Source organism: Bacillus sp. FSL L8-0199, assembly GCF_038005705.1.
Classification (GTDB): Bacteria; Bacillota; Bacilli; order Bacillales; family Bacillaceae_G; genus Bacillus_A; species Bacillus_A cereus.
Genome location: NZ_JBBOTS010000001.1, coordinates 2,249,626 through 2,274,748, shown reverse-complemented (window position 1 = coordinate 2,274,748; position 25,123 = coordinate 2,249,626). Strand labels below are relative to the sequence as shown.

Here is a 25,123-nt window from a genome sequence, read left to right as displayed (position 1 = left end):
TGCTGACATACTAAACAAAGGCAAATAATCCTTTCCTATTATCTCAGGGACTTATATACTTACTTTTGTACATTATATCGCATTAAGTTTATTATAATAAACATTCTATCGGAGGGACAAACTTTGAAATCACCTATTCTTTCATATTGCATCTTATTTTTTGGTGTATTCGCCTTATCAACTTCAGCAATTTTTGTAAAATTGGCAGATGCTCCTGCGACAATCATTGCTTTTTACCGATTATTCTTTGCCACACTAATCCTGTTACCGTTATTACTATTTAATAAAAATAGTCGAAATGAGCTAATAACTTTACCGAAAAAACAATGGGCACTTGGATTCGTATCTGGGCTATTTTTAGCTGCACATTATGTACTATGGTTTGAATCATTACAATATACTTCTGTAGCAAGCTCTACAGTTATCGTAACGTTACAACCTTTGTTCTCAATGATTGGTGGTTATTTTTTATTTAAGGAGAGATTTACGAAAGGAGCGGTTATTGGTTGCCTCATCGCTATTTCAGGTAGTATCATCATTGGCTGGCAAGATTTCAAAATTAGTGGAGAAGCTTTATATGGAGATATTTTAGCATTTATCGCTGCCGGTATCATTACTGCTTATTTTTTCATTAGCCAACACGTTCGTAAAGATTTGTCACTTATACCCTATTCGGTAATTAGTTATGGAAGTAGTGCTGGCTTTCTTAGCATATTTGCTTTCATGCAACAAGAATCTTTCATCCATTACTCTACACAAACTTGGTTGTGCTTTATTGGATTAGCTTTCATTGCTACAATTTTAGGACAAACCATTTTTAATTGGTTATTAAAATGGATGAGTGCTACTGTAATTTCAATGAGTATTTTAGGTGAAACAATTGGCACTTGTATGCTAGCGTACTTTATATTACATGAGACTATTTCTTTACAACAAGGACTAGGAATTACAGTTATTTTTATTGGTTTAGTATTATTTTTATTACAGCCAAATTCTAATGAAAAAGCATGACAGTATACTGTCATGCTTTTAACTATTAATTATGTACAATTAAACCATTCGGTCTAAAACGACTCATCATAATTTCATTAATAAACTTTCCGTGAGCTTTCAAATTCCCTATCTTTACTCCCTCTTCTACAAATCCAAATTTTTCATATAAAGCTTTTGCTTTTGGATTCGTTTCTAACACACCTAGTTCTACTCTCTCTAACATTAACCAATTATCAGTTAGATCAAGCATCTTCGTAAGAAGTGCTTTCCCAATTCCTTTATTATGATATTCACTGTCTACCCCAATGAATAGATCGCCTGAATGAGATCTTCGGCCCGGACTTTGTGTTAAACCTACAAACCCAACAACTTCTCCATCATATTCTGCAACAAATTCAAATTGATTTTGTGCTAAATTTCGAATTCTATTTTCCATAGCTTCTACACGTATGCTAGGTAGGAAAACCATATACGGTAAAACGTCATCCTGTATACATATACGATGAATTGCTCTAGCATCTTGTATTTCTACTGCTCTAACGTTGATCCCCATCTTTCTCTCCTCCATATAAATAACAATATATTTGTTTGTGTGTATTCTAGAAACATGTATGAATGACCTTCTCACTCGTATTTCTTTATGTCATTTTTACATAATTATTTCGATATAACACTTATTTTCCAAAAAGATTAACAAATATGGATTTGGTTAACTTTTCACCTCGTTATATAAATCAAGTAAATTTTCAATTGGAATACCATTTAGTTTCATCCCGACTATATTACAATTTTCTATTTCAATATTTTTCAGATTACTGTTACTTATGGTGCTACCTTCCAAGTCACATTTATCGAATAAAATAGGTTCCTTCTCATCTCCGAGACTTGTATTTTTGAATTGTACTCCACCTAAAGTCACCAAATTAAATTTACTGCCAGAAAGATTTAAATCTGCATATGATGACCTTCTAAAATTTATATTTCTAAACTTTGATTGACTTACATTGCAATTACTCATATTCGTATTCATTATATTGCTACCAACAAATGAACTGTTTTTTAAATTCACTTGATAATACCCTGTATTTGCTAAATTACAGTTTTCGTATTGACTATTTTTCATATCTTTATTTGTAACTACACTCGCTTTGTTTGAGCTTGTTTTTATTCTTTTCACGTAACAATACTCATCTTCCGATTCAAAAATCATTTGGTAGCCCATCTTTTTATAAAAGTGATGATTATTAATTTGTCTACTAGATGTTTCGAGATCCCAAATCTTTATGTTTGGATATTCCTTTTCTATTAATTTCATAACATGTGATCCAATTCCTTTTCCTTGATAAACAGGATCTACAAAAATACGATCAATTCGACCGTACGACTTACCAGAAATCGTAACTATTATCCCTCCAATTATTTCTTTATCCATTACAACTTTGAAAGAATCCAATTCTTCAATGGAATATTCCATCATTTCAACTGAAGAATATCCTGGTGGTTGAATGTTATAATCAATGACATCATCTTGTCCATATAGCCATTGTTTTGCTTCTGCATCAAATGTTCTTTTCATTATTTCTGTTAATTTCTCAGCATCTAAAATTGTAGCTTTTTCTATAGATATCATTGCTGTTTTCCCCTTCATTATTACAAACCGACAACTGTTGTGAATGCTATAATTATCAATTCACTTTTATTTTTAATGCTTTTCCCATTATTACATATGGAGTATCATTTGTACTTGGATGAAATGACTCCAATACATTTACCCAATCTAATCTTTCATATAACGAACGTGCTTTTTCATTGTTTACTTGTGTTGTTAAAACACTCGTTCTATTTGAAAGCCCTTCTAGTAATTTATTATGTAATTTCGTTCCAAGACCTTCATTTTGATATTGTGGGTGAACTGCTAACTCTACAAATTCAAAACAATCTTGTAACCATTCGTCTACTTGCTCTAGATGTAACGCTTCTCTCATTAATTGATTATAGTACTGTCCCTCCATTGAGCGATAACCATAAGTAAAGCCAACTACTTCATTTTCATCATTTATTGCTACTATACCTTTAAAACCTGTATATTCTATATGCCTATTCATTCGTTCGATCATTTCATTGAAATTTGTTTTCTCAAATACTTTACAATACAATTTTGCCATATCCCCAATTAAGATCTCATCTTTTTCAATGCTTATGAATTTCACTTTATTCCCCCCCCTGTTAAAACATTTATATCCTTATTCTTTTAAAAACAAAGAAAATTAATACTAATCACTCTCTTTTCTATTAAACTACAAATCACCCTATATTTTCCACAATCACTTAGTATTAATGAATAAAAGAAGAGACCATGTAATGTAAACATGTTCTCTTCTTTTATTCATTTTCAATTTTATCCCGCTATTTTCCAGGCAGTAAGACCCCCACCTCAAAATTCAGCGAAAGCAAAGAAGTTAGGTGGGGGTCGGGCTAATAATCAGCGGGGGCTGACACCCCACTGATTAAAGTTTCACTTTATATAATTAAAAATTAGATATTACTTAAGCCACTCGTTGCAAGTATTACTTAACTGCTGTAAATCTTCTATAAATTGACTCGCATCATATCCATCACAAACCGAATGATGTACTTGCAATGAAACTGGTAGCATAACCTTGTTTCCTTCGTTAAAATATTTCCCACAAGTTATAATTGGCATTAGAAAATTTTCATCATTATTAATATTAAGATTAAATCCAGTAAAACTAGTCCAAGGTATACTAGAAATTGGAAATACATTAGGCGGAATATTTTCTTTCGTGAAAAAACCATGAACACTAGCATAGCATCTCATATCGTCTTCATAATTCTTATAGAAAGTGCGGAAATCCCTTGAATAATCCGTCCATATACTTGAAAAAGACTTATCATCATTATGAAAGATCGTATAACTCGGTATCATTTCCTCCCAATAGCCTAAAACTCCTTCATCGTTAAAACATGTTCGAAATTTTTTATGATTATTTACTACTCTAGAAATTAAATATATAAAAACGGGATAAAATTTTATTCCCTTTTTATATACTTCCTCTAATAACATCGTGATATCAACATTAACAGTCATACTAAATGTACATTTCAACTTTAAATAATGCTCAAAATACTGCTCTCTATTCCAATCTTCTCTATCAATTACATGAAACTTCATTCTAATAGCCTCCTAAAATTTTCTTTTTATTTTAGAAGGCTAATTCCCTTGCTTTCACCATAATTGTTCACTCCTAACAGTTTACAATTCACCCTAATTATTTATTTAATTATATAACATATGTAAGAATCAATTCACATATTTCTGGAAATCCATCCACATACTATAGATAAATCAAATAAAATTTGGAGGATACATACATGAATAACAAAAATATGAATAAAAAAGAAAATGTTACTGAAAACACTACATCTATTCAAAATAATAATACTGCAAACCTTACTATCGAAGAACAAGCAATGAACGGCTTATACGGAATGCCCGAAACAACAATTGAAGATGCTGATCACGCTGCAGCTGATGATTTGACTTCGAAAAATTAATTAACTACATTGAAAAAAGCCAAGGAAAATATCCTTGGCTTTTTTAACTAGGCATCCACCTTTTGTATTTCTTCACTCTTTCTTGAAAGTTTACCTGGCCAAAAAGCAAATCGGCCTAACACAACTGTAATTGCGGGTACAAGTAACGGTCTTACGATAAACGTATCTAGTAATACGCCAATTGCAGTTACAATGCCAAATTGAACTAATACTTGAATTGGAAGTGTGCCTAACACTGCAAAAGTTCCTGCTAAAATTAAACCTGCCGATGTAATAACACTACCTGTTTGTATTACACCATTTTTTACTGCATCCAAGTGATTTTGTGTCTTTCTGTTTTTCCATATTTCTGAAACCATAAAGATATTATAATCTTCACCTAAAGCAACTAAAAATACGAATGCGTACAACGGTATCGCACCTTGAATGGCCGGCGATCCCATACCGTAATGAAGTAATATCCATCCTGCTCCTAACGCTGAGAAGAATGATAAAACGACAGTTACAATTAAATAAATCATCGCAACAACCGATCGTAAATAAACAAGTAATAGTAAAGCGATAATGCTAATCATTACTGGAATAATTACTGATTCATCACGTTCAGTAATTTGCTTTGTATCATATAATGAAGCTGTTTCTCCACCAATCCACAATTGCTCTTCAGCATTACTAATCCCAGCATCTTTTAATACTTTTTCTACATTACTTTTCAATTTAGGAATTTGATCTAACGCTTCAATTGAGTATGGATTTTCCGCTAAAGAAACTTCATACATTTGTATTTGCTTATTTTCTTTTCCCTCTTTTGGCTCTTTCACTGTATTTACGAAAGAAAATTTCTCTAGTTCTTGTTTAATAGGAAGCTCTTTTCCTTTCGTATCAACAACCACTTTTACTGGTGCTAGTTCACCAGCTGAGAAATGATCACTAATTAACGTAAACCCTTCACGAGAAGGCATATCCTTTGGAAACGATTCTAATAAGTCATATGTGTATTGAATACGTGGTACGAACGAAGCCAATCCACCTAATACAAACACAGTTAGCATAATTATTGTCCACGGTCTTCGGACTACTACATCTCCAAGTTTTTTACTAAAGGAGCCTTTTGATTTTTCAACTTTTACAGCCCTCTTTTTCTTTCTTGCAAACTCCTCATTCATTGAAGTTGTTCTCGGTATAAACGGGAAAAATGCAATTCTACCGAAAATTAATAATAGTGCTGGTAAAATCGTTAAAGCTGCGATTCCCATTATAAATACAGCAACACTAAATGGTACTGCAAATCGATGAAAGGCACCATAATGAGCAAGTAATAATGTTCCTAATCCAAGTACAACAGTTAACGCACTCATTATTATTGCACCGCCAGAAGCTTTAATCGCAAGTTGCAATGCTTTATATTTACTTTCTTCTTCTAACAAGTACTCTCTATATCTCGAAATTAAAAATAGACAATAGTCCGTTCCAGCACCAAACAATAATACTGTCATAATTGATATCGCTTGGGCATCCACTTTAATCCATCCGTGATCAGCTAAAAAACCGAGTGTAGGACTAATGATGCCGTATGCAAAGCCAACAACAAGTATAGGTAAAATTGCTAAAATTGGCGAACGGTAAAGTAAAATTAATAGGACCAAGACTAATAATACAGTAGCCACTAACAATTTCACATCTGCTTGACTAAATAAACTAACTGCATCCGTTTGAATACCTACAGGTCCAGATAATCGAACATGTAAACCAGATTCACTTATTTTTTGTTTAAATGGATCTTCATCCACCTTACTATTCACTATTTTTCTAAACTCTTCAAGATTTCCTTTTAATATATCCGTACCAGCAGATTTATTAAAGAATACCGGTGTAACAAATGATGTACCATCTTTTGATGCACTTTTTGATAATACTTGCTCTGGAATTGTATCAAATGGTGGTAACGTTGATTGTTCTTTTAAAGGACTAGCTTTTAACTCTTTATAAACGTCTTGTATGAGTTTATAATCCTGTGACTGTAATCCACCATCTCTATACCATACTACTAACAGCGGATTCCCTGCATTATTCGGAAATTCTTTTTTCATAAGCGCTTCCGCTTGCTGTGACATAGCTGTTTCAGGTAAATTTTTCGGATTCGGTTCTTTCGTACTGTTTACTTGTGGTAACGTAAATGAAAGTAATAATGTAATAAGAACCCACACCGATAAAGTGATCCATTGCGTATTTCTCCCTGCTACAAGCCTCCCTAACATATGTAACGGGTGCTTTTTCATAAAAAACCCACCTTCCTTTTTCCCTCCATTATTAATTATATATACTGGTCGGTTAATTAATCAAGGGTGATTGAAAATTATGTTATAATTATCTCAATCATAAATGTCAGGAGCGAATGGATTTGGAACAAAAACAACGTCCTCTCGGAAGGCCGCGTCAAAATAAAAATACAAAATCTACAAAAGAAACCATTTTAGAAGTAGCAACCCGCTTATTTCTTACACAAAATTATCAAGTCGTTTCTATGGATGAGGTCGCAAAAGTTTGTGACGTTACGAAAGCAACTGTCTACTATTACTATTCAACAAAAGCCGATTTATTTACCGCTACTATGATCGAAATGATGGTACGTATACGTGAGAATATGTCTCAAATACTCTCTACAAACAAAACTTTAGAAGAAAGATTATTAGACTTCGCTAAAGTTTACTTACACGCAACGATGGATATTGATATGAAAAATTTTATGAAAGATGCAAAACTGTCGTTATCTAAAGAGCAATTGAAGCAATTAAAAAATGCTGAAGATAATATGTATGAAGTACTAGAAAAAGCACTCGATAACGCGATGCACATCGGAGAAATTCCGAAAGGAAACGCTAAATTTGCGGCTCATGCTTTCGTATCTTTATTATCAATTGGGAATTTTAAAGATGAAAATCACAATCCTATTCTTGCAAATATAGATGAATTAGCACAAGAAATCGTTTCTTTTTATTGGAACGGATTAGATCATTCATATTAAACTGATTTGCTTTAATAAAAGAGCATGTTTGAATTTTTTCAAACATGCTCTTTTATAATTTATTTATATACTAATAATCAGATTATACTTCAATGCTGTTTAACAAAAAATTTCACTTTAACTTTTACAAATTTTGAAGTTGAACATTTATATTCCCCTTACTAAATCCCCCATGGTAACAAACTACAGATTCAATATGTAAATTTAAATACTTCTTCAAAGACTTCTTTGCTTCCTTAATATTTATAGTTGTTGGGGCGTGAATTCCTCCTAACATCCCATTCACACTATACATAGAGTCTCCTGCAATAAGAATTTTACTTTGTTTCAAATATAAACTAATATGACCCGGAGTATGCCCTGGAGTATGAAGAATTAGTATTCCACCGCAATACGGAAGTTCTTGCCCATCAATCACAGTATCACTCACTTTTCCTTTTGGTCGGTTCTCTACATTTCCGTCCTTCAATAAAGGTAAATCCCCCTCGATATATGGCTTATCTAGTTCGTACGCATAAACTTTAATATTACTTCGACAGCGCTGCAACAACTCCGGAAGACTACCTATATGATCAATATCCTGATGCGTCAAAATCACGACTTTTAACTTATCAAATGATACCCCAACCTTTTCCATCTCTACTTGTATATCTTCAATTTGTCCTGGGAAACCCGTATCTATTAATACTACCATTTCATCATCCCATAAAAGAATTGGATGAATAACAAATTCTTGAAATTCAAGTTGTAACATTTCTATCCCTTTAGCGATTTCCATACAGCCATTCTCCTTTATGTTGAAGTTTGAAAATATGTATGAGTAAACTGAAAATATAAAGTGAAACTTTAATCCGTGGGGGTTTTACTACCCGGCAAATAGCGGGATAAAGCACCTCTATCTTATAATATGTTTTGTCATCCCAATAGAGAATGCTTCAAACCCTATAGATTCATAGTAAGATTGCAATTTTTCTACACACATAAGTTGTGGAATAACCTTGTTTTGTTCACAGTGCTGGATTAATCGTTTCACTATTTCTTTTCCGATGCCACTAGACTGATATTTTGGCAATACACCAACTCCACAAATAACGCCTGTTATTACTCCATCTGATATGACACGCCCCATCCCTACTAACCTCTTATCATCAAAAACATAAATTGCATACCAACTTTGCTTACACATTCGTTCTAACTCGTTAACCGTTAATTTAAGAGAATTCCATCCTAAAGATTCGTATAAGGATAATGATCCATTAAAATCTGTAGGATGTTCACTTGTGTAGCGTATACTATTTTCCATGTAAATACTCCCTATTCTCTGGCTTGTTTATATTTCATAAAATTCCCTTTACACAAATCTGATCGATGTAAAAATAACTAGAACAAACTTCAATAAGAAAGATAGAATTCCTTCTCAATATAAAATAAAAAGAAGTTATCTCACTTAAGATAACTTCTTTTATATAAGACTCTCATTATATTATCAACCAAAAAATATACAACTGCATACGATTAGCACAAACAAAACTAATAAACCATTTGAGAAATAACCCATTGAATACTACCCCTTTATTAAATTATGTAAAAGATTTTATCATAAAATGATTTACAACTTAATAACTGAAAAAGACATTGTATTCATTAGTTATATACGTTTAGTAATATTTTATATTCGGTTATATTCTCGTTCCCTGAAATTGCTTATCATACTCTTCTACTTCAGTTCATATAAGTTCAAAATATTAAATAATAAATCAAGAAGACCTCCACCTTACGAGGTCTTTTTTACTTATTTTCCAAATACACTAATTGATTCTTCCTCAATTACAAGTAAACAATTAGCATATTACATGATTTAATATCCCAATAACCAATTCAACTCTATTAATTCGGTTCGACCTTAATATCCCCCTTTTATTCCAAAAACTCAATAATTGTTTCACATACTTTATCCGTCTCCTCGATATCTGGGAAATGTCCACTATTTTCAAATATAACAAGTTTACCATTTTTCAATTGTCTCGTTATTCTATAACTCATTCCTACACCCGTGTTATAGTCATGCGCTCCAACTATGACACACGTATCAATTTCTAAACCTTTAATACGCTCAATAAGCGGTAAAGATGATTTTGTTCCAAAAATAACTTTGCTCATCTTCCCTGTATTACTTAACTGACTTTCCTCCCAAAGACTCCGATTTAGCTTTGCAAATTCTTCATTTTTAAATAATAATCGATCTACAGCTTTTGTATCAACTATACTCCAAACTTGATTATACCTTTCTTTTAAAGGAATTTCTGACTTACTTATTATCAATATTTCTTCTTTCATTTCTCCTTTCGTTACTTGTAGAAAACCTTCTATCTGCACAGTATACATATCATTTAAATCATCTAACGATGGTGCTTGTAATACCATTTGTTCAACATTTTTCGGATATTTCAAAGCATACTCTAAACAAAGTTGTCCACCAAAAGAATATCCTAACAAATTTATCTTCTCTACATGTAATTGCTTTCTTAATTCCTCTAAATCTTCGACTAGAGTATTGATTGAGTACTCACCGTCATCTTGTGGTGCCTCACTTCTACCACATCCTCTTTGTTCATAATAAACAACAGTCATATTTTCTTCTAACCTCAACCCAAGTGTTCTTTCGAATACATAATGATTGCCACCTGGACCACCATGTACAATAATGAGAGGAACTGTATTATGAGCTGCCCCTGCAACTTTACACCAATGCAATACCCCATTGATTTTCAAATAGTGTACACCATCTTGCAACATTAACTGATTCATTTACCCTCTCTCCTCATCGCTCACTTATTACTATCTAAATGTATAAGTTCTGACCATTCACACTTTCTCCCTTTGTATCCTTTAGACACTATCCTCATTTATATGAATAGCTTTCTTATTCAAAAATAGATTTTTAAAAATTCCTACTCCCACAATTAATAAAACTATACCAACTAATTTATTTACTTGTAATGGAACACTCTCCATTCCAAATAATCCGAATGTATCAATGCATAACGCAACAACCAATTGAGTAATAAGACTAATTAGCACCGTATATGCTGGACCTAAGCTCTTTATTGCACCCATTATACAAATAATTAACCCGATGCCAAACAGTCCACTTACATAAAACAAATAATTTGTAGTATACACTTTAATGTTAATACTGTTTTCTGTAATGATATAAAATAGAATAGAACTAATGAGACCTATTCCAAGGACACATGTAGTCGTTAACCACTGTCCTACATTTTCATTTACTTTTGCATTAAAAACAGATTGTAAGCTAATTAATATTCCTGCTAATGTAGCTAAACTAAATCCAATCAAAATCTTCCTCTCCCTTTCATTGCTCATATATATTATCTTTAGCGACTTCCTTCATTCTAGAAAAATCTTTAATTACAATAACTCCATTACTCTTTTCAATTAATTTTTCATTATAAAATTTTTGTAATACCCGTATTACGTGCCTATAACTTACCCCTATAAAATCCGCAATACTCGTTACCGAAGTTGCATCCAAATCCTCTTTATACATATTCCCGTTACTATCTGTTGAAATTGAAAGTAAATAACTAGCTACACGTACTTCTACAGGATAAAGTAAATTAAGAGCAGTAAAACGAGTCGATATTTTTAATGTGTTCGCAATGTTTTCAAGCAAGAACTTCATAAATATAGGATCATGTAATAACTTGTTTCTAATAACCGTATTAGAAATAGAGATTGCTACAACATCTGAACAAGCTTCAACGACATTATGTGCTTTGCTATTTTGAATTAATTCAATATCACCAACAATGGCCAATGGATTGATAAAGCGAAGGATTAGTTTCTTCCCTTCAGGTGTAATCGTGTAAACTTTTGCTTTACCTTTAACAACAAAATATAAACGATCCATTTCGTCATCTATATTGCAAATAAGCTCGCCTTTTTCAAAGTGATTTAATTGAAAATAAGCTGTATCTATTTCTGAAAAAACCTCGAGCGTTTTATTGGTTTTCAAATAATGCGTAATTAAACCTGATCTATTCTCCATATTCATTTCTCCTTTCATTTACATATTAAATACAACAATACCTATAATCATTACTATCGTTCCCACAATATGATATCTCTCCATCTGTATCTTTTTTATATGAAACAGTCCTTTCATTTCAATAACTGTTGCCGTTAACAATTGAGCAACCATTAGTGTGCCAGCTGTCAATGTAACTCCTAATGAATATATCGCCATAGTTTCTGCACAAATAATGAATCCACCAAATGCACCAGCTGCTAAATATATTTTTTTCACACTCTTTAAATTTGTTACTTTCTCCTCTTTCTTTAATAAAAATACAGTTGTTGCAATAATGAATCCAATTAAATGGGTTATAATACTCGTCGACCATATACCGATATGTGAACTAAGTTTCGCATTAAAGGTACCTTGAAGTGTTATAAATATCCCCGCAAAAATAGCAAATAGAATACCTTTCAAAAAATCATCTCCTCATCCTTTATTTCTGACTTAATTAAAAACCATCATCCTATAATGGCAAAAGGACAAATGTCACATCACTATGAAAATAACTTGGAATGAACAAAAACACACCTCAAAAATGCGAGATGTGTTTTTCATTATTTATATATAATGTTTTAAAAATGAAAATTACGCTACATTAAAAGATTTCTTTTTCATAACAAACTTTGCAAATAAGAAACGTACAAGCGGTCCCATAATAATTAATTGTAATGGATATGCCATTATGAAATTTTTAATAAAAATCGAAAAATAAATGGAAACAAATGAATCTCCTTGTAGTCCACCATGTAAATACATCATAGCCATACCGAAAAATGACATAAAGAACACCATTCCAATTACCATAGTTGTCGCCATTGCAACGATAATATTTATTTTTTTAGATTTATCAAATGGCAATATGAATACAATTTTTTTCGCACAAGGTCCAACGATACATATTTCAATTAATAGTGCAATAATAAAGCCAATTAATAGTTCTAATGCAATCTCTTTAATATAAATTGGTCCTCCTGTTTCATTCATTAGTAAATTGTAAAACGTCATTACGATAACCATCCCAAGGCACATCATCATGCCAAATTGGAGGTTTTCCTTTCTTGTTGTTGGCAAATTTCATCATCCTTTCTCTTTGAGTCTTTGTCATTATATCGACATTGGAAACCCCTTCGTAAGTGAACATTTTGTGAACAAATTTAAAGCGTTTTCATATTTTTCCTTTCTACTCAAATTCTCACTTTTACTTATAGAGGTTATATATATCGCAATGTTGAATTACTAAATTTAACATTGCATTACACTATTACTAGGAGGATAACCATGAATGAAGCAGAATTTTACGCATATCACATCGTAACAAGGAAAAAAATGCATATCGGACAAATCATTCCTTTTAACAAAAATCAACACAATACTCTATATCACTTCTTTTTTGAAAGAGAACAATTAAATGCTAGTGGTGAAGATGGCATACAAATTTTAAATAAACACTATAAAAATAACGAATTACATATAAATAATGAAAATACTAAAGTAGTTATGAGTTATATGGATCAAACAATTAGAGCAGTTAGAGAAACAATTGTAGAAATGGTTAGACTACAAGAATTCCCTGAATACCCTTCCAGGTTATCTTGCTTATATGCTGCTAAAAGCTATGAGGATGCTTTGAAATGGAGAGCGCTATTTGATTCTTACAATCGAGAAGTTTTACAGATTGTTAAACTACGAGTGATTGGAAGTTCTTTTGAAGGTGACGGGAATCTTTTACCGAAAGAAGATGGAATTCCTTTTTCTCAAAAAATCGAACAAGCTAGAGAGTATTGGAAAGGAAATATTAGAAATGAGCTTCCTGAGCTACTGATTAATGGAGAAATTGAAGTGGTGGAAATTATTGATGACTTTTCCTCAATTCATATTTAATTTCTAACTAAATCATATAGGATGGAGATTACAATGAAGAAAAAAGTGTACTTCAATCATGATGGCGGCGTAGATGATTTAATTTCATTATTTTTATTACTTCAAATGGAAAACATTGAACTTACGGGTGTATCTGTTATCCCAGCAGACTGCTATTTAGAACCCGCAATGTCTGCCAGTCGTAAAATTATCGATCGCTTCGGCAAAGGTAATATTGCCGTAGCCGCTTCAAACTCTCGCGGGCAAAACCCGTTTCCGAAAGACTGGCGGATGCATGCATTTTATGTAGATGCTCTACCAATTTTAAATGAGTCTGGAAAAGTTGTAACACCCGTGGTGGCAAAACCCGCGCATCATCATTTAATAGAAACGCTTCTACAAACGGAAGGAAAAACAACTTTATTATTTACTGGGCCCCTAACTGACCTTGCTCGTGCATTATATGAAGCTCCCATAATCGAAGATCAAATTGAACGCCTTGTTTGGATGGGTGGTACATTTCTTAAAGCTGGCAATGTACATGAACCAGAGCATGATGGAACAGCTGAGTGGAATTCGTTTTGGGATCCTGAAGCAGTAGCTCGTGTATGGGATGCAAAAATTAAAATCGACTTAGTGACACTAGAAAGTACAAACCAAGTTCCGTTAACTATAAACATACGTGAGCAGTGGGCAAAAGAGCGAAAGTATATTGGTATGGATTTCCTTGGTCAATGCTATGCAATGGTCCCTCCTCTCGTTCACTTCTCAACGAACTCTACTTACTATTTATGGGATGTACTAACTACCGCTTTTGTCGGAAACACTAGCCTTGCAAAAACTGAAACGATTAATAGTATCGTTCATACATACGGACCAAGCCAAGGACGTACAGAAGAAACTACTGATGGACGACCTGTAAATGTCGTTTATGATGTAAAACATGATGTTTTCTTTGAATATATTACTGAATTAGCAAAGAAAGCTTCTATCTGAACCCCTATAAAGTGATATAACTTCAGATAACGAGCCCCAATTTTAGAAATTGGTTGTAACTAGATATTTAACTATTAAAAAGAGTATTGAATTAAATTTCAATACTCTTTTTGTGCAATTTAATTATATTTGATTAATGTAGTGTCTTACAGATTATTCATTTCATAACCATTGACAAAATACGTTATTGTTTCTAACTCATCTGCATTTAATTCTCTATCTAGCTCTTGTTTATACGCTGCCTTTATCTTCTCTTCATCGCCTTTATGAGCTTCTGTATATGTTCCTACTGTTTTTATCAAATGAATTTCTTGTAAAAACTCGTCTCGATTTATAGCTGTCCCATGAGAAAGAATATATGTCTCAGCATCAAATTTCTCTAATTCATCTATCAATTTAAACGTTCTTTTCGTCGTATAGTTCCACTTTGAAGAAAAAATATCTGCATATATACAATCTCCTACAAACAATATCTTTTCTTCTTTTATATACATAACAACTGAATCATGCGCATGATCTCCGCCCACATGTTTTAACACGCATGTCACTTCACCAAGGTCTAATTCCATTTGATCCTGGAACGTTAAGGTTGGAGGAATAATGTTAATATTTCTCGCTTTTTCTTCAAACTCTTTCTTGATACAATCCGCACAAAATGCAATTTCAGTACCCTCTTTTACGCGTGCGTCCAACGCTTCATCTGTCCATTCATAAGATACTATTGCCTGCATTTCTTTTTTCGTTTCAGCGTGCGAAATAGTTAATGCATTCTGTAATACAGATAATCCAAAAATATGATCCCAATGCCAATGCGTTAATGCTACAAAATCAGGATTCGATACATTTTGTTCTTTTAACATTTCTAAAAATAATTGTGCATGTTCTTCTGAATTTCCTGCATCAATCATTAACGTTTTTTCTTGTCCAACGACCATTCCTAAGATAGGTCTATCTGTTTCAGAAACAGGTGTCATATACCAAAATGAGTTTCCTATTTTTTTAATTTGTTGCATAACCAATTCCCCTTTTCATTTTCTCACTTAAAATTAATATATAAATTATAACGAATCACTACTTTTTTCTCTATAATCAAACACAATTACTTGGACTAATCTAACTTTCCTTTTCGTAAGCTAAAAATAAGGGAATAGAATCGGAGTGTGATACTATGGAACGTTTATGGATTCCAATGATTGTAACATTTTTTTCGTTCGGTGGATTACTATTAGGAGGTGCTGTTGGAGTAGCAACACGCCAACTCATTGAAGAAAAGATGCAGCGTTTATACGCATTATGTGGTGGTATTTTATTCGGATTATTATCACTTGAAATTATTCCTGAAACATTTTCAAGCTACGAAATGATTGGGCCTATACTTGGTATAGCTATCGGTATTTTAGTTATGAGCTTATTAGATAACTATTGTCACCATCCAATGATACATAAAAAAGATCAACAAGCATGGCAAACCTTCCTTTTTCTCTCTTTCGCTATATTTATTCATAATATACCTAGTGGATTTGCGTTAGGTACAGCTTTTATAAATCATAATGACTCTGCCATTCCCTTTTTAATAGCAATCGTCGTTCACCATATTCCAGAAGGATTAGCTTTAATTATTCCATTTCTTTTTACAAAACATAAATATATTTCCTTTTTATTAACGACTTTATTACTTTCTCTTATTCTCGGTACTGGCACAGTTTTTGGCATTTTGATGGAAGGAAAAGCTCTTCACCTGCAAGGCCTCATTATGGGAAGTGCTATTGGTTCACTTGGATATGTCACAATTCATGAAATGCTTTGGAAAGCTAAGAAACAGCTCTCTTTCCTTACATTTCTAATGTGGGCAACTAGTGGTTTTTTACTAATAACATTGTTCACTTTATTCGCTGGTCATCATTAAAGTTGCTAAAGTGAAACTTTTGTTCCTCCCACACTGATTCTTGGATTACAAATAACTAGATAAATTTCTTACTTGTATATTTTTCCTTTTTATTCAAAACATAATGTTATCTACCTATTATAAGGAGGAACAATTATGTTTGGGAAAACAGCAGGTGAAGCATTAGTTGATTTATTAATTGATTGGGGAGTAGAACACATATACGGTATGCCTGGAGATTCCATCAATTCTATCATTGAAGCTTTAAGAAAAAAACAAGATAAAATTAAATTCATTCAAGTTCGCCATGAAGAAGCTGGTGCATTAGCAGCGGCCGCCTATGCGAAATTAACAGGAAAACTTGGCGTTTGTATGGCAATTGCAGGACCTGGTGCTATTCATTTATTAAATGGTTTATATGATGCGAAACTCGATAAAGCCCCTGTTCTAGCAATTTCAGGTCAAGTAGAAACCGATTTACTTGGAACGGACTTTTTCCAAGAAGTAAATTTAGAAAGAATGTTTGATGATGTTGCGGTTTATAACCAGCGTATTATGTCAGCAGAGCAACTACCTGCCGTAGTGAATCAAGCAATTCGAATGGCTTATACGAAAAAAGGTGTATCCGTTCTTACTATTCCAGATGATGTCCCAAAATTCGAAGTGAAAAATGGTGCCCGTGTTACAAATACTTCTTTTACTTTGCCTGAATTATTTCCACAAAAAGAAGATTTAGATGCAGCGAAACTCGCAATAAATGAAGCGAAAAAGCCTGTGATTTTAGCTGGAAAAGGAACAAAACATGCGAGAGAATCTTTACTTGCATTAGCAGAACATATTGGTGCTCCAATCGTACTTACATTACCTGCTAAAGGAATTATTCCTGATGAGCATCCTCTTTGTATCGGTGGATTAGGATTAATTGGAACGAAACCTTCTTATGAAGCAATGAAGCATGCAGATACTTTAATTATGGTCGGTACTTCTTATCCGTTCACCGGCTTCTTACCTGAAAAAGCAAAAACAATTCATATCGATACAGATCCTGCCCAAATTGGGAAACGTTATGCGACAGATATTGGTTTAGCTGGTGATGCTGATAAAACATTACGATGGTTAATTGAAAATGTTGAAGAACACACAGATCATTCCTTCTTAGAACAGCACCAAGAAATGATGAAAAAGTGGGAAGATAAATTACACGATCAAGAAGAAGACTCTTCCATTCCAATTAAACCACAACGCGTTATGCATGCTCTGCAGCAAGTAGCACATGATGACGCAATTCTATCAGTCGATGTTGGAAATGTAACAGTATGGACCGCAAGACACTTCCGTATGACAAACCAACAATTTATCATTTCTAGCTGGCTCGCAACACTTGGCTGCGGTTTACCTGGTGCACTTGCTGGAAAAATTGCTTTCCCGGATAAACAAGTATTTGCAGTTTGTGGTGATGGTGGATTTGGAATGACGATGAATGACTTCGTAACAGCTGTAAAATATAAATTACCAATCGTTGTCGTCGTATTAAACAATAATAAAATTGCGATGATTAAATTCGAGCAAGAAGTCATGGGTAATATCGAATTCGAAACAGACTTAACGAACCCAGATTTCGCAAAATATGCAGAGGCGTGTGGAGGTATTGGATACCGTGTTGAGAATTTAGATGAACTCCTTCCCGCTTTCGAAAATGCAGTAAAACAAAATAAACCGTGTATTATTGATGTAGTTGTAGATGCTAACGAAGCACCAATGCCAGCAAAAATCACATTTGGTCAAGCCGCTGGTTATACGAAGCATATGATAAAAGAATTATTTGAAGAAGGTAAGATTGATCTACCTCCACTTTAAACGAAAAAAGATAGCTGAAAACAATTTGTCTTCAGCTATCTTTTTTATTTTTGTATCTCTCTATAAAAAGAAAAGTCATCCATAGTTGGTTGTACTTAAGACTCTTATTTTTTATCAAGAGTCTTTTTATTTAATTTCGCTTCAGTTAATACTATGCATCTAAAAATCTTTATACATCTCGCTAACTATTTCAATTCTCTAAAGTTCGGATATACTTTATTTTATGAATGTATCGCACATCCACTTATAGAATTTTTCTTTCTCTTCAAATTGTGGATAATGAGCTGATTTCTCAAAAGTAATAAATTGTTTTTGATCTGCTTCTATCTTATCAAAATATGTTTTTGCTGCATGCAATGAAGTGTTATAGTCATATTTCCCTATAAAGAAATAAAACGGTAGCTTCATTTCAATCACCTTAGTAGGCAATGGATTTTTTAAATCCTTTTCTAATAAGACAGTTTGAGAATGTGATAATCCAACGTTATAACGAATTACGTCTAACAAGTTATATTCATTACAGAAAGATTTGAAAACATCTCGCATACACATTTTTATAAAAACACATAGAAAAGAGCCCTTGCTTTCAACAAAAGGACTCTTTTCATAAACTATTTAGCTACTTCTTCTTTCGGCATTACCATACCTTTATAAAGTTGAACAGTTATCCAGTAATACATGAAATAAATGACTAAGAAGATTCCTATTGGCACCCACACTTTCACAAACGGGTCAACTAATATAAAGCTGAATAAGTTAAGCCCTACTAAAACGTGAGAAATGCCAATGATCGCTGGGAAGATAAATAAATATGAAATTTCTTTATATATACTTTTCGTTAACATACTACGTCTCACACCAATTTTTCGTAACATTTCATAACGGCGTACGTCGCGAGAAGCACCTGTTAATATTTTGAACATAAGGGAACTTGCCATCATTGCTAAAAAGGCAATTCCGAGGAAAAATCCCATAAACATCGTTCCGCTCATGAAGCTGTTCATAAACTGATAAATTGTCATTTTCGTAAATAAGTCTACCTTTTCACCTGTTGCTTTTTCAATTTGTGCTTTTTGTCTCTTATCTATTTCGATCAATAACGGTTTATATTTTTTCATATCATCTACTTTTGCTAATGTTACAGTATGTTCTGTTCCTTGAATCCCTTTATAATGCTCTTCATCTGCAATTCTTACTGGTTTTCCGTTAAATTGATTATGTGTAAGTTGTATTTCTCTTACAATAGCATCTTCCCAATCTTTTGGCATACGAGGAAGCTTATTCGCTACTTCAGGAGCTTCCAAAGCAGAATATACGGGTTCAGTTAAAGGTTCAGCCACCCGTTTACGCGCAGGTTCTTTTAAAGTTTTCGTATCAAAGCGTTCGGAAATTAGTGGTGGCTTCGCTACTAAGTCGTTACGTAAGTAATACACCGCTTCCCCATCTACTTTATACTTGTACTTGCTTTCTTCAACAATTTCCATTTCTTTTAATGCTGCTGTATCTTGTTCGTTTGGATCATGAATTGCAACATCATATACACGAGAAAGGTCTGTCATAATACCTACATTTTTTTGGAAAGCCATACCTGCAGTCATCGCACCTGCGCCTAATGCAATTAACATAGCTACAGTACCTAATACTCTTGATAAACTATTAACTCGAAAGCGTAGCTGTGCGTATGTAAAACTATTTAAGCCCGTTTCATTTCGTTTTTTATTTCCTTTAATTTTCATCACAAAAAATGGGAGTAATGAACTAAAGATGAAATATGTTCCAAGTGTTGTAACGATGGTTGCTATAATAAAACCTAATTCAGCATATATTTTTACATTAATCATAAAATAGTACCCTGTACTTACTAGTAATACACCAAGTACTGTCATTATTATAATGCGAGTTTTACTTTTCTTCACTTCATCTAGTGTTTCATCTTCACGAATTAACTCTAGTTCAGTTTTACGTAACAATCGGACACTGTTCATTAAGCCAGTAATGAAAAATAGTATTAAGAAGAAAATAGCTGTGACTAAAATTGCTGGTGTGTATACAGATGCATAACTACCTTTTGCTGAAATTTCCATTCCATTCATTAAAAAGTTTCCTGCTACACTTGCAAGTAACATCCCTACTAAAATACCGATAATAATACTGACAATACCCATACCGAATGTTTCAATAAATAATAACTGTGCTACTTTTTTCTTTTTTGCACCAAGCATCATGTACATACCGAGTTCTTTTCTTCTTAATGTGAGCAAGAAAGAGTTGGCATATATAATATAAAATACAGTAATGAAAGATAATAGTATTGCACCTACCCAAAAGACGAGTCTAATACTACTAATTAGACTATTATCTTTCGTAAATTCACTATTCATCGCCATCGTTTGGAACATGTAGAAAATACTAATACTAATAACGAGGCCAATAAGTAAAACCATATAATCTTTTAACATCTTTTTCATACTATGACGTGATAATTTAAATAACATAGTTTCGCCCCCCCTACTTAGACTCAGCAGCTGAGCCCATATGAGCGAGCACACCTAAAATGTCTTGATAGAAATTCTCTCGAGTGCCTTGACGATTTAATTCTTTATAAAGAAGACCATCTTGAATAAATAAAATACGCTCACAATAACTTGCACTAAATGCATCGTGTGTAACCATCAAAATACTTACATTGTGATTTTCATGTAAATCTTGCATCGCTTCTAATAAACTTTTTGCGTTTTTACTATCAAGCGCACCTGTCGGTTCATCTGCTAATACAATTGCTGGATTATGTACTAAAGCTCTTGCCGCCGCTGTTCTTTGCTTTTGTCCTCCAGAAACAGCCGTCGGATATTTTGTTAAAATTTCGGTGATACCTAATTTCTTGGCAACGTCATTTACCTTTCCAGTAATCTCACTTGACGGTACGCCTTGCAAAGAAAGTGGTAAAGCTATATTTTCATAAATTGATAAGTTTTCTAGAAGATTAAAATCTTGAAAAATGAAACCTAATTTTTGAGAGCGAAAATCAGATAACGCATTGCCCTTCATAGAAGTAATATTTGTACCAGCTATCGTCACACTACCACCTGTCGCTTGGTCAAGTGTACTTATCACATTAAGTAAAGTCGTTTTGCCAGACCCAGAAGGTCCCATGATCCCGACAAATTCTCCTTCTTTAATACTTAACGATACACCCCTTAATGCTTTTGACTGATTCTCATTTCTTTTCCCATACGTTTTTTCTACACTTTCTACAGTAACTACATTTGTTGACATCTCTTTCACTCCATCCCTTTTGTATAAAATTAATTTCTCACATATTTCTTATTATTTTGCCATGTGAATTCTTAAGATTTTTTTAATTATTCATTCAATAAGAGTTACACCCTTAACATGAACCTATTTCCTACTCCATATTCTCATTTTTCTACAACTCGTTCCCTCGATTTCGCTTACATTTACCTTACATTTTTGTAAGATAAAAACGAAAACACACTAATTGCTAATAGTGTGTTTTCTTTACAATCAATATTTTCTATTCTTTATTTCTTCTTCAATACTTGCCACAAATACATCTAGCGCAATAACTTCTGACTTCTCTTCCCCATATTTACGTACATTTACAGCTCCGTTTTCCATTTCCTTATCCCCAATAACAAGAACATACGGTACTTTTTGCATTTGTGCTTCTCTTATTTTATATCCTAATTTTTCATCTCGTGCATCTTGTTCAACACGAACTCCAGCTTGTGCTAATTTATGTGCAATCTCATTGGCATATTGTTCATGTACTGCATTTGAAACTGGAATTACTTTCACTTGAACTGGTGCCACCCATGCCGGGAACGCACCTCCAAAGTGCTCAATTAATATTGCTAAGAAGCGATCTAATGACCCTAAAACTGCTCTGTGAATAACAACTGGTCTTTTCTTTTCATTATTTTCATCTATATAATTCAAATCAAATTTCTCTGGCATTTGGAAATCAAGCTGGATTGTTCCGCACTGGTGGCTTCTATTTAAAGCATCTTTAATATGAAAATCAATTTTCGGCCCGTAAAATGCACCGTCACCTTCATTTAGTCTATATTTATAATTTAGCGATTGTAATACATTTTCTAATGCCGCTTCTGCTTGCTCCCATAATTTATCATCACCCATTGAATCTTCTGGACGAGTAGAAAGCTCTACTTCATATTCGAATCCAAAAGTTTTATATACGTAATCAATTTGCGCCATTACTGATTTAATTTCATCTTCAATTTGTTTTGGAGTTACAAATAAATGTGCATCATCTTGGCAGAAAGTACGTACTCTTAATAATCCGTTTAACGCACCACTAAATTCATGACGATGTACTTGACCAAATTCACACATACGAATCGGTAATTCACGATAAGAATGCAATTTATTTTTAAACATAAGCATGTGCCCTGGGCAGTTCATCGGTTTTAATGCAAAACTTTTATTATCTACTTCAGAGAAATACATATTATCTTTATAATGTCCCCAGTGCCCTGATCTCTCCCATACTTCTTGGTTCATCATGAACGGAGTGCGTACTTCTTGATACTTATACTCTTTTTGAATTTCTCTTAAAAATGCTTCCAATTCGTTACGAATCATTTGTCCTTTCGGTAAATAAAACGGCATTCCCGGAGCCTCTTCAGAAAACATAAATAACTCAAGCTCACTGCCTAACTTACGATGATTTCTTTTTGCTGCTTCTTCAACGAAATGTAAATACTCTTCTAATTCTTTTTGAGAAGAGAATGCAACACCATATATGCGCTGAAGCACTTGGTTATTACTATCACCTCGCCAATATGCACCGGAAACGTGAGTTAATTGAAATGCTTTCAAATAACCTGTAGATGGTAAATGTGGTCCTCTACATAAATCTACAAATTCACCTTGTTTATATAGTGTTACACTTTCCCCACTAGGAATTGCTTCTAAAAGTTCTAATTTCAAGCGGTCGTTCATTTCTTGAAACAGTTTAGCTGCTTCTTCTCGAGAAACCTCAACTCGTTCTATCTTTATATTTTCATTTATGATCTTTTTCATTTCTTTTTCGATTTTTCGTAAATCTTCTATGTTTACACTACTTGGAAGATCCATATCATAATAAAATCCATTTTCAATAACAGGTCCTACTCCAAGATTTATATCACCATACAATCTTTTTACAGCTTGCGCTAAAATATGTGCCGCGGAGTGTCTTGCAATTTCTACCCCTTCATTTGAATCTATAGTAATGATTTCCACTTCCGCATTTTCTTCAATATCTCGGCGTAAATCATATAATCCATCATTTACTTTCCCCGCGACTGCTTTCTTTTTCAAACTACTGCTAATGGATCCAGCAATTTCTTCTAAAGTAACTCCATTTACAAATTCTTTAACGCTACCATCTGGAAATTTAATTTCAATCATTTGTTCTTTCATTTTTCATCTCTCCATTTCATAATAAAAAGCACACTCATCCCTAAAATAGGGACGAGCGTGCTTTTACCCGTGGTTCCACCCAGATTCCCATTGTAAATATACAATGGCTTCATTTACGGTAACGTCGTTTACACGGCACTAGATACTTCATTTCCCTAGTGCAGCTCTAAGGTGGTAAGTTATTTTTCTGCGTTAGGAAGTTCTCAGCTTTCCTTCCTTCTCTGTATAACCGGGTAAAATAGCTCGTGTCCTTTTCTTCGCTTATTATGAAATTGAATGCAAAAAAGCATATTCATCCCTAAATATAGGGACGAATATGCTTATATCCGTGGTTCCACCCAGATTCCCATCACAAAAAAACATAATGGCTTCTTTTGCGATAACGTCGCATACACGGCACTAGATACTTCATTTCCCTAGTGCAGCTCTAAGGTGGTAAGTTATTTTTCTGCGTTAGGAAGTTCTCAGCTTTCCTTCCTTCTCTGTATAACCGGGTAAAATAACTCGTGTCCTTTTCTTTGCTTTTTGTAAAACATCCATTTATTGTTATTTAATATATCTTATTCATTTTATTTTTGCAAGTGTTTAAAAAAATTATTTATTTAATTTAAAAAAGCGAAACCAAATTTTTTTGGTTTCACTTCACAATTTTACCAATCTTGTGGTTCGTAATTTAAGTCTGCGAATAGACGTCTTTTCTCTTTCTTCGTTAAATCTCTCCACTGCCCAACTGGTAAATTATTCAATTCGATATTCATAATTCTCGTACGTTTTAACGTGTATACTTGATAACCTAAAGCTTCACACATACGGCGAATTTGGCGATTTAGCCCTTGTGTTAAAATAATTTGGAACTCATATTTTGATAACTGTGTAATCTCACAAGGAAGCGTTTTTGTTCCTAAAATTTTAACACCCGCTGCCATTTTCTCTAAGAAATCAGGTGTAATTGGCTTATCTACTGAAACGATATATTCTTTCTCATGTTTGTTTTCAGCACGTAAAATCTCATTAACAATATCGCCATCATTCGTTAACAAAATTAAACCGTCAGAGTCTTTATCAAGACGTCCAATGTGGCTAATTCGTAAAGGATGATTCACTAAATCAATAATATTACCTTTTACTGATTTTTCACTCGTACATGTAATACCTACTGGTTTATTTAAAGCGATATATACGTGATCTCGAGCAATTCGAAGCTGCTCTCCATTTACTCGTACATCATCACCTGGGTTCACTTGGTCACCAATTTTTGCAACCTTACCGTTAATAATTACTCTTCTCTCATTAATTAGTTTATCCGCTCCACGTCGAGACGCTTTTCCAGCTTCACTAATAAATTTATTGATACGCAAATTAGGCACATCCTTTTCTAAAA

The 25,123-nt window shown here is 33.3% G+C and carries 24 protein-coding genes, 1 pseudogene and 2 other annotated features; of the genes and pseudogenes, 7 read left to right on the top strand and 18 right to left on the bottom strand.

The genetic code is table 11. From position 1 onward, the window contains the following. Window positions 1-123: 123 nt before the first annotated feature. Entirely contained in the window at window positions 124-1,011 is an 888-nt protein-coding gene (locus NST86_RS11835) for a DMT family transporter (protein ID WP_016117895.1), read from the top strand. A gap of 25 nt (window positions 1,012-1,036) precedes the next feature. Here the strand turns inward: NST86_RS11835 and NST86_RS11830 are convergent, their stop codons facing one another. The 4 genes from NST86_RS11830 to catA all read right to left on the bottom strand — a co-directional run bounded on the left by NST86_RS11830 (window position 1,037) and on the right by catA (window position 4,186). Beyond that, entirely contained in the window at window positions 1,037-1,546 is a 510-nt protein-coding gene (locus NST86_RS11830; RefSeq protein WP_193533205.1) for a GNAT family N-acetyltransferase, read from the bottom strand. A 156-nt stretch (window positions 1,547-1,702) separates the two neighbouring features. Continuing rightward, a complete protein-coding gene (locus tag NST86_RS11825; protein ID WP_033693986.1) occupies window positions 1,703-2,641 on the bottom strand; it encodes a GNAT family N-acetyltransferase in 939 nt (312 codons plus the stop codon). Window positions 2,642-2,678: 37 nt separating this feature from the next. Beyond that, entirely contained in the window at window positions 2,679-3,203 is a 525-nt protein-coding gene (locus NST86_RS11820) for a GNAT family N-acetyltransferase (protein WP_000668805.1), read from the bottom strand. Window positions 3,204-3,535: 332 nt separating this feature from the next. Beyond that, entirely contained in the window at window positions 3,536-4,186 is a 651-nt protein-coding gene (gene catA, locus NST86_RS11815) for a type A chloramphenicol O-acetyltransferase (protein ID WP_193533206.1), read from the bottom strand. Window positions 4,187-4,386: 200 nt separating this feature from the next. Between catA and NST86_RS11810 the strand changes: the two genes are divergently transcribed. Next, window positions 4,387-4,569, top strand: coding sequence for a DUF4021 domain-containing protein (locus NST86_RS11810; protein ID WP_001060657.1), 183 nt, complete (start codon window positions 4,387-4,389; stop codon window positions 4,567-4,569). A 47-nt stretch (window positions 4,570-4,616) separates the two neighbouring features. Here the strand turns inward: NST86_RS11810 and NST86_RS11805 are convergent, their stop codons facing one another. Beyond that, window positions 4,617-6,848 (bottom strand): MMPL family transporter, encoded by a 2,232-nt coding sequence (locus NST86_RS11805; protein ID WP_016117892.1) that lies wholly within the window; start codon window positions 6,846-6,848, stop codon window positions 4,617-4,619. 122 nt (window positions 6,849-6,970) lie between these two features. Between NST86_RS11805 and NST86_RS11800 the strand changes: the two genes are divergently transcribed. Further along, the gene (locus NST86_RS11800; protein ID WP_016117891.1) at window positions 6,971-7,594 is read left to right on the top strand and encodes a TetR/AcrR family transcriptional regulator; all 624 of its coding nucleotides are present in this window, start codon (window positions 6,971-6,973) and stop codon (window positions 7,592-7,594) included. A gap of 124 nt (window positions 7,595-7,718) precedes the next feature. Here the strand turns inward: NST86_RS11800 and NST86_RS11795 are convergent, their stop codons facing one another. From NST86_RS11795 to NST86_RS11765, 7 genes are all read right to left on the bottom strand, one after another. Next, complete coding sequence (locus tag NST86_RS11795) at window positions 7,719-8,372, bottom strand: MBL fold metallo-hydrolase (RefSeq protein ID WP_016117890.1); 654 nt, start codon at window positions 8,370-8,372, stop codon at window positions 7,719-7,721. 117 nt (window positions 8,373-8,489) lie between these two features. Further along, window positions 8,490-8,897 carry a GNAT family N-acetyltransferase gene (locus NST86_RS11790; protein ID WP_016117889.1) on the bottom strand — a complete coding sequence of 136 codons (408 nt, stop codon included), beginning with the start codon at window positions 8,895-8,897 and terminating at the stop codon, window positions 8,490-8,492. 614 nt (window positions 8,898-9,511) lie between these two features. Further along, window positions 9,512-10,402, bottom strand: a complete 891-nt coding sequence (locus tag NST86_RS11785; RefSeq protein ID WP_001072688.1) for an alpha/beta fold hydrolase — start codon at window positions 10,400-10,402, stop codon at window positions 9,512-9,514. A gap of 81 nt (window positions 10,403-10,483) precedes the next feature. Further along, complete coding sequence (locus NST86_RS11780; protein WP_000579029.1) at window positions 10,484-10,954, bottom strand: DMT family transporter; 471 nt, start codon at window positions 10,952-10,954, stop codon at window positions 10,484-10,486. A gap of 16 nt (window positions 10,955-10,970) precedes the next feature. Then, window positions 10,971-11,666, bottom strand: a complete 696-nt coding sequence (locus tag NST86_RS11775; protein ID WP_016117888.1) for a Crp/Fnr family transcriptional regulator — start codon at window positions 11,664-11,666, stop codon at window positions 10,971-10,973. Between the two features lie 18 nt (window positions 11,667-11,684). After that, entirely contained in the window at window positions 11,685-12,110 is a 426-nt protein-coding gene (locus NST86_RS11770) for a DMT family transporter (protein WP_000676256.1), read from the bottom strand. 171 nt (window positions 12,111-12,281) lie between these two features. Next, the gene (locus NST86_RS11765) at window positions 12,282-12,767 is read right to left on the bottom strand and encodes a hypothetical protein (protein ID WP_002103059.1); all 486 of its coding nucleotides are present in this window, start codon (window positions 12,765-12,767) and stop codon (window positions 12,282-12,284) included. Between the two features lie 207 nt (window positions 12,768-12,974). On the opposite strand from NST86_RS11765, the gene NST86_RS11760 reads away from it, so the two are divergent. Together NST86_RS11760 and NST86_RS11755 are read left to right on the top strand one after the other, a co-directional pair. Next, a complete protein-coding gene (locus NST86_RS11760) occupies window positions 12,975-13,577 on the top strand; it encodes a DUF2441 domain-containing protein (protein ID WP_001001048.1) in 603 nt (200 codons plus the stop codon). A 21-nt stretch (window positions 13,578-13,598) separates the two neighbouring features. Continuing rightward, window positions 13,599-14,552, top strand: coding sequence for a nucleoside hydrolase (locus tag NST86_RS11755; protein WP_001999745.1), 954 nt, complete (start codon window positions 13,599-13,601; stop codon window positions 14,550-14,552). A 146-nt stretch (window positions 14,553-14,698) separates the two neighbouring features. On the opposite strand, the gene NST86_RS11750 is transcribed toward NST86_RS11755, so the two are convergent. Beyond that, on the bottom strand, window positions 14,699-15,565 hold the full coding sequence (locus NST86_RS11750) for an MBL fold metallo-hydrolase (protein WP_016117887.1): 867 nt from the start codon (window positions 15,563-15,565) through the stop codon (window positions 14,699-14,701). A 155-nt stretch (window positions 15,566-15,720) separates the two neighbouring features. Between NST86_RS11750 and NST86_RS11745 the strand changes: the two genes are divergently transcribed. Beyond that, entirely contained in the window at window positions 15,721-16,458 is a 738-nt protein-coding gene (locus NST86_RS11745; protein WP_000440633.1) for a ZIP family metal transporter, read from the top strand. Window positions 16,459-16,593: 135 nt separating this feature from the next. Beyond that, complete coding sequence (locus tag NST86_RS11740) at window positions 16,594-18,294, top strand: pyruvate oxidase (protein WP_000467235.1); 1,701 nt, start codon at window positions 16,594-16,596, stop codon at window positions 18,292-18,294. Window positions 18,295-18,510: 216 nt separating this feature from the next. Here the strand turns inward: NST86_RS11740 and NST86_RS11735 are convergent. The 5 genes and pseudogenes from NST86_RS11735 to rluF form a co-directional block, all read right to left on the bottom strand. Beyond that, window positions 18,511-18,813: pseudogene (locus NST86_RS11735) on the bottom strand (hypothetical protein); the annotation flags it as partial. 92 nt (window positions 18,814-18,905) lie between these two features. Continuing rightward, a complete protein-coding gene (locus NST86_RS11730) occupies window positions 18,906-20,789 on the bottom strand; it encodes an FtsX-like permease family protein (RefSeq protein WP_016117886.1) in 1,884 nt (627 codons plus the stop codon). A gap of 13 nt (window positions 20,790-20,802) precedes the next feature. Next, entirely contained in the window at window positions 20,803-21,570 is a 768-nt protein-coding gene (locus NST86_RS11725) for an ABC transporter ATP-binding protein (RefSeq protein ID WP_000106426.1), read from the bottom strand. Between the two features lie 249 nt (window positions 21,571-21,819). After that, entirely contained in the window at window positions 21,820-23,742 is a 1,923-nt protein-coding gene (gene thrS, locus NST86_RS11720; protein WP_000663087.1) for a threonine--tRNA ligase, read from the bottom strand. A gap of 44 nt (window positions 23,743-23,786) precedes the next feature. Beyond that, window positions 23,787-24,009: a binding site (T-box leader), on the bottom strand. 36 nt (window positions 24,010-24,045) lie between these two features. Further along, window positions 24,046-24,270 (bottom strand) — a binding site (T-box leader). 122 nt (window positions 24,271-24,392) lie between these two features. Continuing rightward, a complete protein-coding gene (rluF, locus tag NST86_RS11715) occupies window positions 24,393-25,100 on the bottom strand; it encodes a 23S rRNA pseudouridine(2604) synthase RluF (RefSeq protein WP_001222170.1) in 708 nt (235 codons plus the stop codon). Between the last annotated feature and the right edge of the window lie 23 nt (window positions 25,101-25,123).